The organism is Mesorhizobium sp. BR1-1-6, from assembly GCF_020165355.1.
Classification (GTDB): Bacteria; Pseudomonadota; Alphaproteobacteria; order Rhizobiales; family Rhizobiaceae; genus Mesorhizobium.
The window spans coordinates 973,333-991,199 of record NZ_JAIUHZ010000001.1 but is presented as its reverse complement, the minus strand read 5'-3'; the positions used below and the strand labels follow the sequence as shown (position 1 = coordinate 991,199).

The 17,867-nt window shown below is 63.8% G+C and carries 16 protein-coding genes; 13 read left to right on the top strand and 3 right to left on the bottom strand.

Going from position 1 to position 17,867, the window contains the following annotated elements; all coding sequences use genetic code 11:
- Nucleotides 1-40: 40 nt before the first annotated feature.
- Nucleotides 41-1,138: a fatty acid desaturase family protein gene (locus LB545_RS04855; RefSeq protein ID WP_140491229.1), complete on the bottom strand. Its 1,098-nt coding sequence runs from the start codon at nt 1,136-1,138 to the stop codon at nt 41-43.
- A gap of 166 nt (nt 1,139-1,304) precedes the next feature.
- On the opposite strand from LB545_RS04855, the gene LB545_RS04850 reads away from it, so the two are divergent.
- From LB545_RS04850 to LB545_RS04810, 9 genes are all read left to right on the top strand, one after another.
- On the top strand, nt 1,305-2,336 hold the full coding sequence (locus LB545_RS04850) for a LacI family DNA-binding transcriptional regulator (RefSeq protein WP_140895807.1): 1,032 nt from the start codon (nt 1,305-1,307) through the stop codon (nt 2,334-2,336).
- Nucleotides 2,337-2,729: 393 nt separating this feature from the next.
- The gene (locus LB545_RS04845) at nt 2,730-3,671 is read left to right on the top strand and encodes a sugar ABC transporter substrate-binding protein (RefSeq protein WP_140491233.1); all 942 of its coding nucleotides are present in this window, start codon (nt 2,730-2,732) and stop codon (nt 3,669-3,671) included.
- A gap of 108 nt (nt 3,672-3,779) precedes the next feature.
- Nucleotides 3,780-4,856, top strand: a complete 1,077-nt coding sequence (locus LB545_RS04840; RefSeq protein WP_140895805.1) for an ABC transporter permease — start codon at nt 3,780-3,782, stop codon at nt 4,854-4,856.
- Nucleotides 4,857-4,858: 2 nt separating this feature from the next.
- Complete coding sequence (locus tag LB545_RS04835; protein ID WP_140491237.1) at nt 4,859-5,626, top strand: ATP-binding cassette domain-containing protein; 768 nt, start codon at nt 4,859-4,861, stop codon at nt 5,624-5,626.
- A 116-nt stretch (nt 5,627-5,742) separates the two neighbouring features.
- Complete coding sequence (gene iolG / locus LB545_RS04830) at nt 5,743-6,738, top strand: inositol 2-dehydrogenase (protein WP_140491239.1); 996 nt, start codon at nt 5,743-5,745, stop codon at nt 6,736-6,738.
- Between the two features lie 25 nt (nt 6,739-6,763).
- A complete protein-coding gene (locus LB545_RS04825) occupies nt 6,764-7,558 on the top strand; it encodes an SDR family oxidoreductase (protein WP_140491241.1) in 795 nt (264 codons plus the stop codon).
- A 456-nt stretch (nt 7,559-8,014) separates the two neighbouring features.
- The gene (locus LB545_RS04820; RefSeq protein WP_140561744.1) at nt 8,015-9,106 is read left to right on the top strand and encodes a 3-deoxy-7-phosphoheptulonate synthase; all 1,092 of its coding nucleotides are present in this window, start codon (nt 8,015-8,017) and stop codon (nt 9,104-9,106) included.
- 219 nt (nt 9,107-9,325) lie between these two features.
- Nucleotides 9,326-9,691 (top strand): ArsR/SmtB family transcription factor, encoded by a 366-nt coding sequence (locus tag LB545_RS04815; RefSeq protein WP_140676516.1) that lies wholly within the window; start codon nt 9,326-9,328, stop codon nt 9,689-9,691.
- Nucleotides 9,669-10,166 carry an SRPBCC family protein gene (locus LB545_RS04810; protein ID WP_140517729.1) on the top strand — a complete coding sequence of 166 codons (498 nt, stop codon included), beginning with the start codon at nt 9,669-9,671 and terminating at the stop codon, nt 10,164-10,166. Before LB545_RS04815 ends, LB545_RS04810 begins: the two co-directional genes overlap by 23 nt.
- Nucleotides 10,167-10,209: 43 nt before the next feature.
- Here LB545_RS04810 and LB545_RS04805 read toward each other — a convergent pair whose 3' ends face one another.
- Nucleotides 10,210-10,845, bottom strand: a complete 636-nt coding sequence (locus tag LB545_RS04805) for a LysE family translocator (RefSeq protein ID WP_224681947.1) — start codon at nt 10,843-10,845, stop codon at nt 10,210-10,212.
- 129 nt (nt 10,846-10,974) lie between these two features.
- On the opposite strand from LB545_RS04805, the gene LB545_RS04800 reads away from it, so the two are divergent.
- Complete coding sequence (locus LB545_RS04800) at nt 10,975-11,673, top strand: helix-turn-helix transcriptional regulator (RefSeq protein WP_140625516.1); 699 nt, start codon at nt 10,975-10,977, stop codon at nt 11,671-11,673.
- 20 nt (nt 11,674-11,693) lie between these two features.
- Here LB545_RS04800 and LB545_RS04795 read toward each other — a convergent pair whose 3' ends face one another.
- Nucleotides 11,694-12,803, bottom strand: a complete 1,110-nt coding sequence (locus tag LB545_RS04795) for a Gfo/Idh/MocA family protein (RefSeq protein WP_140491256.1) — start codon at nt 12,801-12,803, stop codon at nt 11,694-11,696.
- Between the two features lie 155 nt (nt 12,804-12,958).
- Between LB545_RS04795 and LB545_RS04790 the strand changes: the two genes are divergently transcribed.
- The 3 genes from LB545_RS04790 to iolD all read left to right on the top strand — a co-directional run bounded on the left by LB545_RS04790 (nt 12,959) and on the right by iolD (nt 17,765).
- Nucleotides 12,959-13,804 carry a MurR/RpiR family transcriptional regulator gene (locus LB545_RS04790; protein ID WP_181165350.1) on the top strand — a complete coding sequence of 282 codons (846 nt, stop codon included), beginning with the start codon at nt 12,959-12,961 and terminating at the stop codon, nt 13,802-13,804.
- Between the two features lie 141 nt (nt 13,805-13,945).
- Nucleotides 13,946-15,880: a bifunctional 5-dehydro-2-deoxygluconokinase/5-dehydro-2-deoxyphosphogluconate aldolase gene (locus tag LB545_RS04785; protein ID WP_224704536.1), complete on the top strand. Its 1,935-nt coding sequence runs from the start codon at nt 13,946-13,948 to the stop codon at nt 15,878-15,880.
- A 34-nt stretch (nt 15,881-15,914) separates the two neighbouring features.
- A complete protein-coding gene (iolD, locus tag LB545_RS04780) occupies nt 15,915-17,765 on the top strand; it encodes a 3D-(3,5/4)-trihydroxycyclohexane-1,2-dione acylhydrolase (decyclizing) (RefSeq protein WP_224704534.1) in 1,851 nt (616 codons plus the stop codon).
- The last annotated feature ends 102 nt before the right edge of the window (nt 17,766-17,867 follow it).

The window sequence follows — 17,867 nt, the reverse complement described above, 5'->3', positions numbered from 1 at the left end:
TCTCCCGCGAAATTTCCCGATCGCGCCTCACGGGCGGATATCACTCCGCCGCGGCGTTGAAGGCAGCATTGTCGTTGTGCAGATCCTCGCGATACGGCCTGGCCGTTGGCGGCAGCTCGCGCTTGAGGAAATAATCCTCGTTGCGCAACTGGCGCCAGAAGACAGGCAGCATCTCGCGATAGCCGGCCAGGATCGACGGCGTCGGCGCCGGCAAATCATGCTTGATCAGTTCATGCAGCTTCGGCAGCGCATGGTAGGGCACCATCGGGAACATATGATGCTCGACGTGGTAGTTCATGTTCCAGTAGATGAAACGGCTGATCGGGTTCATGTAGACGGTGCGGCTGTTCAGCCGATGGTCGGTGACGTTGTCGGCAAGACCGCCATGCTGCAGCAGGCCGACCATGACGTGGTGCCAGGCGCCATAGAGCCTGGGCAGGCCGACCAGCATCAAGGGCAGGAACGAGCCGGTATAGAGCGCCAGCGCGATGGTTGCGGCATAGATCGCGGTCCAGATGCGGGCGATGCGGATCGCTTTCGGCTGTTCCTGCTCGGGAATAAAGGTCTTTTCGGCCGCGCTGATGTTGCCGGCGGCGTTGCGCAGCATGTCTGACATCGCATGCCAGGCGTCGAGCACGCCGACAAAGCCGAGGATGGCGCGCACCAGGTCCGGCGGCCGCATGACCGAGATTTCCGGATCGCGGCCGACGATGATAGTGTCGGTGTGATGGCGCGTGTGGCTCCAGCGCCAGGTCACCGGGTTGCGCATGATCATGAAGCAGGCGACCTGATAGACCCAATCATTCATCCACTGCGTGCGGAAGGCCGTACCATGGCCGCATTCGTGCCAGCGGGAATCCGTGGACGAGCCGTAGAGCACGCCATAGGCGAAGAAGAACGGCACGCACCACCAGGTGCCCCAGAACCAGGCACCGCCGGCGCCGCTGACGATGAGCGCGGCGATCCAGATCGCCGTGTCGCGGAGCGCGGGCGCGTCGGAGCGCTGCATCAGCTCCTTCATCTGCTTGCGGGGAATGTCGGTGTGATACCATTCGGCCGCCGACAGGCCGGTCTCGACGGCCAGCCTGGCGTCGCGGCCGATCAGGCTGTAGTCACGCCGGGACGGCGCAGCATGCATGGTTGCCTCCCTCGGCAAGGGCATCCGCCACGCGAATGCCCGACATTTCCTGACTTCGAGGCTGAAAATAACGCTAGCTCATGATAGACTCAACATCATAAAGATAGTTTCTATCATTTCCTATCATAAAGATGTAGGAAAGATGCACGGTCAAATGAGGACAGACATGGCGAAACGGCCGACCATATCAGATCTGGCGCGCATCTCCGGCGTCAGCGTCGCCACGGTGGACCGGGTGCTCAACAGCCGCCTGCCTGTGCGCGAGGAAACGGCGCGCCGCGTCTATAACGCCGCGACCGAGATCGGCTATCACGCCGCAGGCCTGATCAAGCAGCGTATGCGCCAGGAATTGCCCGAGTATCGGCTGGGTTTCCTGCTGCTTCGGGGCAATGACGTTTTCTATGGCGATTTCGCGCGGGAACTCGAACTCGCGGTCGCACAATCGCAGCGCTTCCGTGGCGTCGCAACCATCGATTTCGCCAGTTCCCTGGCCCCGGATGAGATCGCTGCCCAGATGCGCAGGCTGGCGGCGAAATCGCGGGCGATCGCCGTGGTCGGCCCTGACCATCCGACGCTGACGGCGGTCGTGGAGGCGCTAAAAGCCAGGGGACAGCCGGTCTTCTCCCTGCTGTCCGACTTCGCCGCCGGCATCCGCGAAGGCTATGTCGGGCTCGACAACCGCAAGGTCGGCCGCACCGCCGCCTGGATGATCTCGAAGGCTGCGAGGAAGCCCGGCAAGGTCGCCCTTTTTGTCGGCAGCCATCGCTTCCACGGCCATGAGCTGCGTGAGATCGGTTTCCGCTCCTTCTTTCGCGAGCATGCGCCGGACTTCAACGTGCTGGAGACGCTGGTCAATCTGGAGGCCAACCAGGTGACCCATGATGCGATGATCGATCTTCTGGCGCGATATCCGGATCTTGTCGGCTGCTACGTCGCCGGCGGCGGCATGGAAGGCGCCGTCTCGGCGCTGCGGACAGCGAAGCCCGCAAGCATGCCGGTGGTCGTCTGCAACGAGATCAACGCCGAATCGCGCGCCGCGCTTGCCGACAACATCCTGACGATGGTGATCTCGACGCCGCTTGCTGCGCTCTGTCGCGAGCTCGTCGATCGGATGGCGCATGCCATCGAAACCGGTGCGGCCAATGCGCCGGGCCAGACATTCCTCCCCTTCGACATCTATTTGCCGGAAAACATCTGAAGCCATTTCAGGAATGCGCGCAGCGGTTTTCCGTCCAGGTCGCGTCAGGACGGAAGGTAGAGCGTTTCCATGAAACGATAAAACCCTCGGGCAGCCCGGTCTGCCGCAAACCGGCCGCCTGAAATGATAGAATCCATCAGAGGCAGCCGAAAATCGCACGCCCGGATTCGGAATCTCCCTTGACGCCCCGATCCGAAATGGAATAAATATTTCACTGACTGTACATTTTGGTTCTTTCGTTCCGACAACATCTGGTTCGAGCAGGCAGTTCGGCGTTCCAGCCAGTGGTGAACCCCGTTGGAACGAAATGATATCAGGGAGAGATTCCCCGAGGAGATCGGGGATTCCGGATAGATCGGTGCGACCGGACACCCAAAGTGGAGGAGAGATACAATGAAGAAAATGATTTTGGGCGTCGCTTTCGCGGCGCTGATGAGTTCGTCCGCCATGGCCGCCAAGATCGGCGTGTCGATGGCCAAGTTCGACGACAATTTCCTGACCGTGCTGCGCAACGGCATGATCGAGCAGGCCAAGGGCATGAGCGGCGTGGAGCTGCAGGTCGAGGACGCACAGAACGACGTCGCCAAACAGCTCGACCAGATCAAGAACTTCGCCGCATCGGGCGTCGACGCCATCATCGTCAATCCGGTCGACACCTCGGCCACGCAGGCGATGTCGGATGCCGCGGCCGCCGCCAAGATCCCGCTGGTCTATGTCAACCGCGAACCGGTCAATGTCGACACGCTGCCTGACAATCAGGCCTTCGTCGCTTCGAACGAGGCCGATTCCGGCACGCTCGAAACCAAGGAGGTCTGCCGCCTGTTCAAGGAAGCCGGCAAGAAGGAAGCCAATGTCTATGTGATCATGGGCGAGCTTTCCAACCAGGCAGCCGTGCAGCGCACCAAGGACATCGAGGAGGTGATCGCGACGCCGGATTGCAGCTTCATCAAGATCATCGACAAGCAGACGTCGAACTGGAACCGCGACGAGGCCCAGAACCTGATGACCAACTGGCTGTCGACCGGCAAGCCGTTCGACGGCGTCATCGCCAACAATGACGAAAGCGCCATCGGCGCCATCCAGGCAATGAAGGCCGCCAATGTCGACATGAAGACGGTTGTCGTCGGCGGTGTCGACGCCACGCAGGACGCGCTCGCCGCCATGCAGGCAGGCGACCTCGACGCCACCGTGTTCCAGGACGCGGCTGGCCAGGGCGCCGGCGCGCTCGACGCGGCACTGAAACTGTCCAAGGGCGAGAAGGTCGAACACAAGGTCTACGTGCCCTTCCAACTGGTGACGCCGGCCAACATCGACAAGTTCCTGAAGAAGAACTGAGCGGCGGAACGGTTCACCTCGGGGCGGCGCTCAAAGGACCGGGCGCCGCTCCTCCTCTCGGCGCTTTCATGGCGCCAGGAGCGACCGCGGCTGACGGAGGATAGACGAGTGGCACAGACATCTCATGGCGTCGGCGGGGTCAGCTATGATGCGAAGAAGCGCATATGGCCGGCGGAATTCAACGTCTTCCTGGCGCTCGTCATTCTTGTCGTCATCTTCGAATTGATCGGCCGCGTCTTTCTCGGCGACAGCTTCCTGTTCAACACCCGCAGCAATGTCGGCGGCCTCTTCAACGAGGCGCGGTTACAGATCATCATCCTGCAAGTATCGATCGTCGGCATCATCGCCATCGGCGTGACGCAGGTTATCATATCGGGCGGCATCGACCTGTCGTCGGGCTCGATCGTCGGCGCCACCGCCATGATCGCCATGAGCTTCGCCCAGGTGGCGACGGTCAACGGCAACCCCAATCCCAAGGCGATGTTCCTGGCTCAGGGCTGGACCGACCTGCCGGTGATCGTGCCGTTGCTGGTCGCCATCGGCTGCGGGCTGCTGGCAGGCCTGGTCAACGGCGCCCTGATCGCCTACACGCGCATTCCGCCCTTCATCGCCACGCTGGGCATGATGGTGACCGCGCGCGGCATCGCCAAATGGTGGTCCAAGGGGCAGCCCATCTCGTTCCCGACCGAGAGCTTCGCCGCCATCGGCAAGGGCCTGATGCCCGTCATCATCTTCCTGTCGCTGGCCGTGCTGTTCCAGCTGATCATGACCTACACACGATACGGCAAGCATTGCTACGCGATCGGCTCCAACGAGGATGCCGCGCGCATGTCCGGCATCAAGATCGCCAACCACAAGATCCTGGTCTACGTCATCGCCGGCATACTCGCGTCGCTCGCCGCGGTGGTGCTGTCTTCCAAGAACCTCACCGCCCAGGCCGGCATGGGCGTGATGTACGAACTCGACGCCATCGCCATGGCGGTCATCGGCGGCGTATCGCTGTCGGGCGGCCGCGGCTCGATCATCGGCACGGTGATCGGCGCGCTGATCTTCGGCGTCATCATCTCCGGCTTCACCTTCCTGCGCCTCGACGCCTACTACCAGGAGATGGTCAAGGGCGTGATCATCGTCGGCGCCGTCGTTCTCGACCAGTGGCGCCAACGCCTGCGGGCATTGAGGGCTTGACCATGTCAGACATCGTCCTGAAGACCGAAAACCTGACCAAGCGCTATGGCGGCGTGCAGGCGCTGGAAGGCGCGAATTTCGAGCTGCGCAAGGGCGAACACGTCGCCATCATGGGCGACAATGGCGCCGGCAAGTCGACCTTCGTGCGCCAGATCACCGCCGTCGAGCAACCGACCAGCGGCCAGATCTGGTTCGACGGCAAGCAAGTCAATTTTTCGGGCCCTATCGAGGCGCGCGAGGCCGGCATCGAGACCGTGTTCCAGAACCTGGCGCTGGCCGACGACCTCGACGTGCCGTCGAACCTGTTCCTTGGCCGCGAAAAAGTGCTGTTCAATCTGGGACCGTTTTCGATCCTCGACCGCCGGGGGATGCGCAAGGCGACCGAAGCCGCGCTCGTGCGCACGGCGGTGAAAATCCCCAACCTGTCGAACACCATCCGCCACATGTCGGGCGGCCAGCGGCAGTGCGTGGCGATCGCCAGGACCGCGACCTTCGCCTCCAAGTTGATCATCATGGACGAGCCGACGGCAGCACTCGGCGTGCAGGAGACCGCGCAGGTCGAGAACATCATCCGCACGCTGAAGGACAATGGCGAGCCGCTGATCCTGATCAGCCACAATATGCGCCAGGTGTTCGACCTTTGCGACCGCATCGTCGTGTTCCGGCGCGGCCGCATCGTCGCCAATTTGCGCAAGGAGAACACCGACGGAAACGATATCGTTTCCTACATCACCGGCGCCAAGACCGGAGAGGCCGAACTCGCGGCCTAGGCCGGGCGCGGAGGCGGCGGTCATCGCCTCCCTGTCGATCTTGTCTTGACCGGAAAAACACCTGCGCGCATGACCGGCGCCCCGCCAGCTTCGAACCATCCCCAGAGGAAATTTCCATGACTCTCCGCTTCGCCCTCCTCGGTGCCGGCCGCATCGGCAAGGTCCACGCCCGCGCCGTCGGCTCCAATCCGCAGGCCAAACTGGTCGCCGTTGCCGACGCTTTCGAGAAGGCGGCGAGCGAACTCGCCACGGCCTACGGCGCCGAGGTGCGCACCATCGATGCCATCGAGAAATCCGGGGACATCGACGCGGTCGTCATCTGCACGCCGACCGACACCCATGCCGACCTGATCGAGCGCTTCGCCAAGGCCGGCAAGGCGATCTTCTGCGAGAAACCGATCGACCTCGACGTCAAGCGCGTCGAGCAGTGCCTGGCCGTGGTCGAGAAGGCCAAGGCGACGCTGATGGTCGGCTTCAACAGGCGCTTCGACCCGCACTTCGCTGCGGTGCGCAAGGCAATCGATGACGGCGCCATCGGCGTGGTCGAGATGGTGACCATCACGTCGCGCGATCCGGGCGCACCGCCGATCGACTACATCGCGCGCTCCGGCGGCATTTTTCGCGACATGACCATCCATGATTTCGACATGGCGCGCTTCCTGCTCGGCGAAGAGCCGGTGGCGGTCAGCGCGCATGCCTCGGTGCTGGTCGACAGGAAGATCGGCGAGGCCGGCGATTTCGACTCGGTCAGCGTCATCCTCGAAACCGCGTCGGGCAAGCAGGCCGTCATCTCCAATTCCCGCCGCGCCACCTATGGCTACGACCAGCGCATCGAGGTGCATGGCTCGAAAGGCATGGTCGCGGCCGAAAACCAGCGGCCGGTCTCAATCGAACTGGCCAATGAAAAGGGCTATACCCGCCCGCCGCTGCACGATTTCTTCATGACCCGCTACCTCGACGCCTATGCCATTGAGATTGCGTCCTTCATCGCCGCCGCGACGTCGGGCAAGAAGGCGGCACCGAGCGGGACGGACGGACTCATTGCACTTCGGCTGGCGGATGCGGCGCTGAAATCGGCGACATCAGGCCAGACCGTCCGCCTCGACAAGTAACGACTTAAAGCACAGGAGCAGAGCGATGAGCGCATCAGCCGATCGCAATTCACAAACGCGCGCCATCGTCACCGGCGGCGCACAAGGCATAGGCTTCGCGGTCGCCGAGGTATTGGCGGACGAAGGCTGCCGGGCGCTGGCCCTGATCGGCCGCTCGCAGGAAAAGGGCGACAAGGCAGTCGCCAGCCTCAAGAAGTCGGGCGTCGACGCGATCTTCATCAGCGCCGATGTCTCCAAGGTGGCCGACTGCAAGCGCGCCGTCGCCACCGCGCTTTCGCATTTCGGCACCATCAACGCCCTGGTCAACGCCGCCGCCACATCCGCGCGCGGCTCGTTGGTGGAGACTAGCGAGGAGCTGTTCGACACCATCTTCGACACCAATGTGCGAGGACCCTTCTTCCTGATGCAGGGCGTTGTGGCGCATCTGCTTGAGAAAAAGGCCCCCGGATCGATCGTCAACGTGCTGTCGATGTCGGCGCATACCGGCCAGTCGTTCCTGACGCCCTATTCGACCAGCAAGGGCGCGCTGATGACGCTGACCAAGAATGTCGCCAATGCCTACCGCTTCAACCGCATCCGTTGCAACGCCGTGCTGCCCGGCTGGATGGACACCGAGGGCGAGGACATCGTGCAGAAGAAATGGCACGATGCACCCGACGACTGGCTCGAGAAGGCCGAGGCCGCGCAGCCGATGGGCCAGCTGGTGAAGCCGGACCAGCTTGCCCGGCTGATCAGCTACATGGTCAGCCCGCAGTCCGGCGTGATGACCGGCTCGCTGGTCGACTACGACCAGAGCATCGCTGGGGCGTCGCCGGAGTAGCGGCCGCGTAAGCGAAACCGTTAACCAGGTGGTCATCCACGGGCGGAGCAAGGAGCGCAGCGACGCGGCGCAGACCCGAGGATCCATGCCGCGACTTCCGGGCCGTCGCTACGGCGCAAGATTCTGCACCGCAGCACTCTCCCATCTAGGTCGCGGCATGGATCCCAGGGTCTCCGCGACGGAGCTTCGCTCCTGCTTCGCCCTAGAATGACGAAATCGCAAAGGCTCGGCCCTCACCTGAAATTGCTTGCTACCAGGGTACGTGACAAACGCCGCCGCTTCGACTATATGAGCCGCATGATCCACCTGACCGCCACCTATTGGTACTTTAGCAGCTCGCTGGCGGCGGGAGGATTGCGCTCGATCTGAAGATTGCAGCAAACAGTCCGACAAGCCGCCAGACCTGGCGGCTTTTTTGTTTTCAGCCGGCAGGTCTCCCAACCAGGAGCAGAAGCCGTGTTGACCACCACAGACGACCTTCGGGTCAAGGAACTGAGACTGCTGAGCACGCCGGAAGAGGTGATGCGCGAGATACCGCGCTCACTCACGGCGACGCGCACCGTTGCCGCCTCGCGCAACGCCATCCACTCCATCCTGACCGGGGCCGACGACCGACTTGTTGTCATCGTCGGCCCTTGTTCCATCCACGATCCGGTCGCGGCCGTTGACTATGCCAGCCGTCTGGCGGCGCTGCGCGAAGCTCTGTCCGACCGGCTCGAGATCGTGATGCGGGTCTATTTCGAAAAGCCGCGCACGACGGTCGGCTGGAAGGGCCTGATCAACGACCCCGACCTCGACGGCAGTTTCAACATCGACAAGGGGCTGCGGATGGCCCGCAATGTGCTGTCGGCCGTCAACAATCTGGGCCTGCCGGCGGCGACCGAATTCCTCGACATGACCACGCCGCAATACATTGCCGACCTCGTCGCCTGGGGCGCGATCGGCGCGCGCACGACCGAGAGCCAGATCCATCGCGAGCTGGCCTCGGGCCTGTCCTGTCCGGTCGGCTTCAAGAACGGCACCGACGGCAATCTCAGGATCGCTGCCGAGGCGGTGAAATCCGCCGCCCAGCCGCATCATTTCATGGCGGTGACCAAGGGCGGACGCAGTGCGATCGCGGCAACGACCGGAAACGAGGATTGCCATGTCATCCTGCGTGGCGGCGTTCAGCCCAACTATGACGCGGCAAGCGTCGAGGCCGCCTCGGTCGAACTCGCCCGCATCGGTATCGCGCCCCGCCTGATGATCGATGTCAGCCATGCCAACTCAGCCAAGAAGCCGGAGAACCAGCCCAAGGTCGCGGCTGACGTGGCGGGACAGGTCGCGGCGGGGGACGAGCGCATTATCGGCGTCATGATCGAGAGCAATCTCGTCGCCGGCCGGCAGGATGTCGTGCCGGGCAAGCAGCTCGTCTACGGCCAGAGCATCACCGATGGCTGCATCGACTGGGCGGCCACGGAGACGGTGCTGCACGGCCTTGCCGGCGCCGTGGAATGGCGCCGGTCGGCGCGCCGCGCCTTGATGGAGAGCCGGCAGGGCGCCGCCTGATCCGGTTGGAGCATAAGGGCGGCGTTTCCGGTTTCAGCCCAGGACCACGCCGCCCTTAGAGCAGTTCACCGTTTCATGGAAACGGCGAACCGCTCTAACTCTTTGTTTTGACGCAATTCCGGACAGAAAACCGCACGCACTTTTCTTGGAATTGCTCTAGGGCCGCAGCCCTCCACCTCCCTTGCATGCCACCGATCCCCGTGTTACATACTGAACCAAATGGTTCAGTATTCCGCGACCCGCCTGGATGCCTCGTTCGCCGCGCTTTCGGACGCCACCCGACGCGGGGTTCTGGAGCAGCTCGGCCGTGCGGACGCTTCGATCACGGACCTGGCCCAGAAATTCCACATGACCCTCACGGGCATGAAGAAGCATGTCGGCGTCCTGGAGCAGGCGGGACTCGTCACGACGCGGAAGGTCGGGCGCGTGCGGACCTGCAAGCTGGGCCTGCGCCGCCTGGAGGATGAGGCGGAATGGATCGAGAGATACCGGCAGCTCTGGGCCGCACGCTTCGACGAGCTGGACAAGGTTGTCGAGGAATTGAAACGCAAGGAGGAAGTCGATGGACGCAGGAAGAGCGAGTGAGGCCAAACGCACGACGGTGGAACGGAGGTCCGACCGGGAGTTGGTCGTTACGCGAAGCTTCGACGCGCCTGCGCGCATCGTGTTCGAGGCGTGGACCAAGCCTGAGCTGTTCAAGCAGTGGTGGGTGCCGAAGTCGATGGGCATGTTCCTGCGTTCCTGCGAGATGGATGTTCGTGTGGGAGGCGGGTACCGTTTGGTGTTCGGGCATGACGGCTCGAACCCTGCCGAGTTCTTCGGCAGGTATCTCGAAGTGACACCGCACTCGCGCCTCGTCTGGACCAATGACGAAGGGGGTGAGGGTGGACCCGTCACCACGGTGACCTTCGAGGAAAAAGGCGGCAAGACGCTGCTGGTCATGCGCGAGCTCTATCCCTCGAAGGAAGCCCTCGACGCCGGCGCCGGGGCGGCGGATGCGATGTCCGAGCAATTCGAGCAGCTGGACGAGCTTCTCGCCACGCTGCAGGGCGCCGCCTGATCCGGCCGGCGCCAGAAGGGCGGCGGTCCGGTCTAGCCCGGCATTACGCCGCCCTCAGCCCTTCCCATGCGGTGAACACGGACACCGCGAAGAGCAGCAGCCCGGCCGCCCGGCCGGCAAGGATGGTCGCTCGCGGATTAGCGATCAGCAGCTTGCGGCTGCGGCCGGCCGATATTGCGAGCCCGCCATAGATCGCGGCCTGCGTCAGCACGGTCAGCAGGCCCATCACCGTCGCCTGCATCCAGATCGGGCCGTAGTCCGGTTTCAGGAACTGCGGATACACGGCGAGCACGAAGAGATAGGCCTTCGGGTTGATCAGGCAGGTCACGAGGCCTTGGCGAAACGCCTTCCATGCAGAGCGGCTGCCGGCGGGCCCGTCGTGACCGACAGTGATGGAGCTGCGCATCAGCGTGATGCCGATGAAGGCCATGTAGGCGGCGCCTGCAATCAGCAGCGGCTTGAACAGGATCGGCATGAAATGCATCAGCAGGCCGACGCCGATCGCGCCGTTCAGCGTGTGCACCAGGCCGCCGACCATGATACCGCCGGTCGCGGCAAGGCCCCTGTCGCGCCCGCCGGTCAGCGCATTGGCCAGCACGAACAGCATGTCCATGCCTGGAACGGCGATGATGCCGAACAGCAGGATAAAGAACAGCCAGAGATTTTCGGCATAGCCCATGTCAGTTGCCTGTCGCCCCGCTCGGCCCAGCCGCAGCGGAACCTGTTGATTTTCAACCCGATAGGCGGTCCTATAGGCCGACGCAACTGACGATGGTGTGTCAGTTGTGATCGGCACCGGGTGAGAAAAATGCGCAAGGCGTCGCGCCTGTTCGAGATCATCCAGATCCTGCGGCTGGCGCGGCAGCCGGTGACGGCGGCAATGATAGCCGCGCAGCTGGAGGTGACGATACGCTCGATCTATCGCGACATCGCAGCGCTTCAGGCCATGCGCGTGCCGATCGAGGGCGGGAGGGGCATCGGCTATATCCTGCGCCCCGGCTTCGACTTGCCGCCTCTGATGTTTTCGATCGAGGAGATGGAGGCGATCGTGCTGTCACTGGCGCTGCTGGAGCGCACGGGCGACGACGAGCTCAAGCAGGCAGCCAAGCGCGTCGGCGCCAAGATCGCCGGCGCCGTACCGCCGCCTTTGCGCCAGACGCTCGACGCCAATGCGCTGCATGCGTGGGGATTCGCTGCGCCCTCTGCAGGTGCGATCGACCTGGCGCTGGTGCGCCGCGCCATACGCGACGAGGAGAAGCTCGACCTCTCCTATCGCGACGAGCTTGGCCGCGCTTCCGAGCGCCTCATCCGCCCGATCGCGCTGATCTATTATGCCGAGACCGCCAACATCGTCGCCTGGTGCGAGCTACGCCAGGCGATCCGCAATTTCCGCAGCGACCGCATCGAGGATTGCCGGCCGACCGGACTGCGCTTCAAGGGCGAAGGCGATCGGTTGCGGCAGATCTGGGTCAATGGATGGGAGGTCAATGCAGCGGCCGCCGGCTAAACCGACCAGGGTAGCGAACTCTATCTTACATCCACCCAGCGCTTTTCCTCGAACGATCGCGCCATCGCATGCACGGTGCGCTCGATCTCCAGACCTTCGTCGAATTCGATGAGCCGCGCCGGTCTGCCGGCGAGCCGGGTCAGCAGTTCATGGCATTCGATGATCTTGAGATCATTGAAGCCAAGACTATGCCCGGGCGCGGGGACGAACAGGTCGTAGGGCTTGTGCTGTGGCGACACGAGGATGGTGCGATAGCCCTGTTCGGTCGGGCGATCCGATGTGAGGTAGAGCTGGAACTCATTCATCCGCTCCTGGTCGAACAGGATCGAGCCCTTGGAGCCGAAGATCTGGACGGCGATGCGGCCCTTGCGGCCCCAGGCCGAACGGTTGACCAGAAGCGTGCCGGCGATGCCGTTCTCCAGATGCATCAGCACGGAGGCAATGTCGTAGGTCTCGACCGCGCGGCGGCCGCCGGCGGCCAGCTTGCGGTCGGCATAGGGCTTGGCCATGTCGCAGATGACGCTGGCGACGCGGCCGAACAGGGTCGACACCAGCGACAGCGGATGCACGGCGAAATCATCAAGCGCGCCATAGCCGGAAGATGCCTCGTGCTTCCAGAAGAACAGCGCCTCGGGATCGGCCATGAAATCCTCGTCCATCTCGATGCGCAGATGGTTGACCTCGCCGATGATGTTTTCGTCGAGCAGCGCGCCGATGTGGCGGATGGCCGGGCTCTGGATGTAATTGTAACCGAGCGCCGCGACCTTGCCGGATTTCTTCGCCGCGGCCGCCATCGCCTCGGCTTCGGCGAAGCTCGGCGCCATCGGCTTTTCGCACCACAAATGCTTGCCGGCCTCGAGAACTGCGATGGCCATTTCCGGATGGAACTGGTTGGGCGTGGTGAGCGAGACGACGTCCACTTCGGGATCGTTGACGACGGCGCGCCAGTCACCGGACGCCCTGGCGAAACCGAACTCGCCGGCCTTGCGCCTGGCGAGATCCTCATTGACCTCGCCGAGATGGACAAGCCGCGGTTTGGTCATGTCTGGAAAGACGGCGCCGACGGCACTCCACGCGATGGCGTGGCACTTGCCCATAAATCCCGTGCCGATAAGACCGACGCCGACCATTTTCCGTTCCTCCACCGTCATAGATGCTCCGTGGATGAATTAGTCCATTTTTGTTCGGAATGGAATGTCTGCCTCATTTTTTATGGTGTTCTTGCGCAGCCTCGCTATGATGGGGCAGAGAGGACGCTTCACCGATGAGCTTGGACGGGCCGACGATGGACGAACGGGTACCTCGCGACTTCGAGACGCTGCGCGCCACGATCCTCGATCGGCGCGAAAGCCTGCCCAAGCGCATCGCCCAGATCGCCGCTTATGCGCTCGACAATCCCGACGATATCGCCTTCGGCACCGCCGCCAGCATCGCCGCCTCGGCCGGCGTGCAGCCCTCGACGCTGATCCGCTTTGCCCAGCAGCTCGGCTTTGACGGCTTCACCAGCCTGCAGCAGGTGTTTCGCGAACGGCTGCGCGAGCGCAACTCCTCCTATGACGAACGGCTGCAGGCGCTGCGCGCCAAGGCCGAGGGCGGCGCCGGCCACCGGGCGATCTTCGACGGCTTCGTCGCCGCCGCCAGCACCTCGCTCAACGACATTTCGCGCACGCTGGACGACGCGCATCTGGAAGAAGCGATTTCCCTGCTGGCCAAGGCACAGACCATCTATGTGCTGGCCAAGCGGCGCTCCTATCCGGTGGCGTCCTACATCGCCTATGCGCTTGGCAAGCTGAAGATCCGCAACCAGCTGATCGAATCAGCCGCCGGCCTCAACGCCGAGATGGTCAGCTTTGCGACGCCCGCGGATGCCGTCGTCGCCATTTCCTTCTCGCCCTATGCGCCGGCCACGATCGAGGAGGCGCGCACGATTTCCGAACAGGGCGTGCCCATCATTGCCATCACCGACAGCTCGTTTTCACCGCTTGCTCAGTTCGCCAGCGTCTGGTTCGAGGTTGCCGAGGCGGATTTTGCCGGCTTCCGCTCGCTATCGGCGACGATGGCGCTGGCCATGGCGCTGACCGTTGGCGTCGGCGAGAAGCGGCGCAACCCCGGCAAGGGGCGCAAGGCCTGAGGGGAAGGCAAAAGGCGATTTTAGATCGGGGAATGCTCATTCCATATTGACTATGGATTGGAATTATTATTTCATATTTTTCGGCGCCACGCTGCCGCTCGCGCGTGTACCCCAACATAACAGGCCCGACGGGAGGTTCCAATGAGCGAAGCCGTGGACGCGAAATACGCTGCGCTCGACGTCATCACCATCGGCCGGGCTTCCGTCGACCTCTATGGCCAGCAGATCGGCTCGCGGCTGGAGGACATCACCTCCTTCGCCAAGTCGGTGGGCGGCTGCCCGGCCAACATCTCGGTCGGCACGGCGCGGCTCGGCCTGCGTTCGGCGCTGCTGACGCGGGTCGGCGACGAGCAGATGGGCCGCTTCATCCGTGAACAATTGAAGCGCGAAGGCGTCAACACCGACGGGCTGAAGACCGACAAGGAGCGATTGACCGCGCTGGTGCTGCTTTCGGTCGAGAGCGAAGGCGTTTCGCCGATGATCTTCTACCGCTCCGACTGCGCCGACATGGCGCTGGCCGAGGAGGACATCGACGAGACGTTTATTTCCTCGGCTCGCGCGGTCGTCGTCACCGGCACGCATTTTTCCCGGCCCAACAGCGATGCCGCCCAGCGCAAGGCGATCCGCATCATGAAGGCCAAGGGCGGCAAGGTCGTGTTCGACATAGACTACCGGCCGAACCTCTGGGGCCTGGCCGGCCACGCCGAGGGTTTTGAGCGCTACGTCAAGTCCGACCGCGTCTCGGCGCAGTTGAAGACGGTGCTGCCCGATTGCGACCTCGTCGTGGGCACCGAGGAAGAGATCATGATCGCCTCGGGCGCCGACGACTGCCTGAGCGCCCTGAAGACGATCCGTTCGCTGTCCCCGGCCACCATCGTCTTGAAGCGCGGCGCCATGGGTTGCATCGTCTATGACGGGCCTATCAGCGACGATCTCGAGGACGGCGTGGTCGGCAAGGGTTTTCCGATCGAGATCTACAACGTGCTTGGCGCCGGCGATGCCTTCATGTCGGGCTTCCTGCGCGGCTGGCTGGGCGGCGAAAGCCTTGCCACGGCGGCGACCTGGGCCAATGCCTGCGGCGCCTTCGCCGTGTCGCGGCTGTTGTGCGCGCCGGAATATCCGACCTTCGAGGAATTGCAGTTCTTCCTCGAGCACGGCAGCAGGCATCTGGCCTTGCGCAAGGACGAGGCGATCAACCACATCCATTGGGCAACGACGCGCCGGCACGACATTCCCTCGCTGATGGCGTTCGCCTGCGATCACCGGGTGCAGCTCGAGGACGTGGCGGCCAAGACCGGCGCCGATGCCTCGCGCATCGAGGACTTCAAGGTGCTGACGGTGAAGGCGGCGGCCAAGGTCGCCGCCGGGCGCGACGGATACGGCATGCTGCTCGACGAGAGGCATGGCCGCGAGGCGATGTTCGAATTCGCCAGGCATTCCTTTGCCTGGCTCGGGCGGCCGGTGGAGCTGCCGGGCTCGCGGCCGCTGCGCTTCGAATTCTCGCAGGACATCGGTTCGCAGCTCACCGAATGGCCGGTCGACCACTGCATCAAATGCCTGTGCTTCTATCATCCCGACGATCCGCCGGGCTTGAAGGAGGAACAGCAGCAGAAATTACGCACTCTGTTCGAGGCCGCGCGGAAAGTGGGCAGGGAGCTTCTCATCGAGATCATCGCCGGCAAGCACGGCAAGCTCGACGACACGACCATCCCGCGTGCGCTGGAAGAACTCTATGCGCTCGGCATCAAGCCGGATTGGTGGAAGCTCGAGCCGCAGGCTTCCGCGGGCGCCTGGATGAAGATCGAGGCCGTGATCCTGAAGAACGACCCCTGGTGCCGCGGCGTCGTGCTGCTCGGCCTGGAAGCCCCGCAGGACGAGTTGGAGACCGCCTTCGCAGCGACGGCCAAGGCGCCTATCGTCAAGGGTTTCGCGGTCGGCCGCACCATCTTCATCAATGCCGCCGAACAATGGCTTTCCGGCAGGATGTCGGACGACGAAGCGATTGCCGACATGGCATCGCGCTTCGAGCAGCTGACCGAGGCATGGCTTGCCGCGCGCGGCCGTAAAGCAGCATAAGAAGGCGCGGGCACAGGGACTGCGGAGGAAACCAATGAGCAAGACAATCCGCCTGACGATGGCGCAGGCGCTGACCCGTTTCCTGAGCAAGCAGATGACCGAGATCGACGGCGCAAAGGTGCCGATCTTCGGGGGCGTCTGGGCCATCTTCGGCCACGGCAATGTCGCCGGCATCGGCGAGGCGCTCTACCAGGTGCGCGACGAACTGCCGACTTTCCGCGCCCACAATGAACAGGCGATGGCGCATGCGGCGATTGCCTATGGCAAGGCCAATTTCCGTCGCCGCTTCATGGCCGCCACCTCCTCGATCGGACCCGGCGCGCTCAACATGGTGACGGCGGCGGCACTTGCGCATGTAAACAGGTTGCCTATCCTGTTTCTGCCGGGTGACGTCTTCGCCAACCGCGTTCCCGATCCGGTGCTTCAGCAGGCCGAGGATTTTTCCGACGGCACGGCGACGGTCAATGACTGTTTTCGTCCGGTGTCGCGCTATTTCGACCGCATCACGCGGCCGGAGCAGATCATCCCTGCGCTCAACCGCGCCATGGCCGTGCTGACCGACCCGGCCGAATGCGGGCCGGTGACCTTGTCGCTCTGCCAGGACGTGCAGGCCGAGGCCTATGACTATCCCGAGAGCTTCTTTGCCGAACGGGTCTGGCGCCAGCGCCGGCCGCGCCCGGATCGGGCTGAATTGGCGGCTGCGGTTGCAGCGCTGAAGAGCGCAAGCAAGCCGCTGGTGATCGCCGGCGGCGGCGTGCTCTATTCTCGGGCCTCGGACGAACTGATGAAATTCGTCGAAGCCGCCGGCATTCCGGTCTGCGAAACGCAGGGCGGCAAATCCTCGCTGCCGGACGATCATCCGCTCAACATGGCTGCGATCGGCGTCACCGGCACGCCGGCCGCCAACCGGCTGGCGGAAGAGGCCGATGTCGTGCTCGCCATCGGCACGCGCCTGCAGGATTTCACCACCGGCTCCTGGGCGCTGTTCAAGAATTCGGGCAAGACCATCATCGGCTTGAATGTGCAGCCTTTCGATGCCGGCAAGCATCGGGCATCGCCGCTGGTCGCCGACGCGGCCGAAGGCTTGGCCGAACTCGGTGCCGCGCTGAAGGGTTGGAAGGCGCCATCCGCCTGGACCGACAATGCGGCAGCCGGCAAGAAGGAATGGCAGGCCGAAGCCGCCAAGGTGACGGCGTCGACCAATGCCGCCTACCCTTCCGACGCGCAGGTGATCGGCGCCGTGCAACGCGCCATGGGCTCCGGCGTGACGCTGCTCAACGCCGCCGGCGGGCTGCCGGGCGAATTGCACAAGCTTTGGCAGGCCGGCGCGCCCGGCTCGTATCATGCCGAATACGGCTTCTCGACCATGGGTTACGAGATTGCCGGCGGGCTCGGCACCAAGATGGCCAAGCCCGGGGAAGAGGTCGTCGTCATGATCGGCGACGGCTCCTACCTGATGCTCAATTCCGAGATCGCCACCTCGGTGATGCTCGGCCTGAAGCTGACCATCGTGCTGCTCGACAACAGGGGTTTTGGCTGCATCAACCGGCTGCAGATGGCGACCGGCGGCGCCAACTTCAACAATCTCCTGAAGGATGCGCGCCACGAGGTGCTGCCCGACGTCGACTTTGCCGCGCACGCCGCGAGCATGGGGGCGATCGCCGAGAAGGTTTCGTCGATCGCAGGGCTGGAGACGGCGCTGGCTCAGGCGAAAGGCAACGACCGCACCACGGTACTGGTCATCGACACCGATCCGCTGGTCTCCACCGATGCCGGCGGCCACTGGTGGGACGTGGCGGTGCCGGAAGTCTCCGAGCGCAGCCAAGTGAACGCGGCGCGCAAGGTCTATGACGAGAAGCGGCGGATGCAGAGCGTCGGCGATTGATCTCGGCGCTGCCCACCCCCTACCTCTCCTTGTGGGGAGGTCGGACCGAAGGTCCGGGTGGGGTCTGGCGCCGCACCCCCACCCCGCTGCTTCGCAGCGACC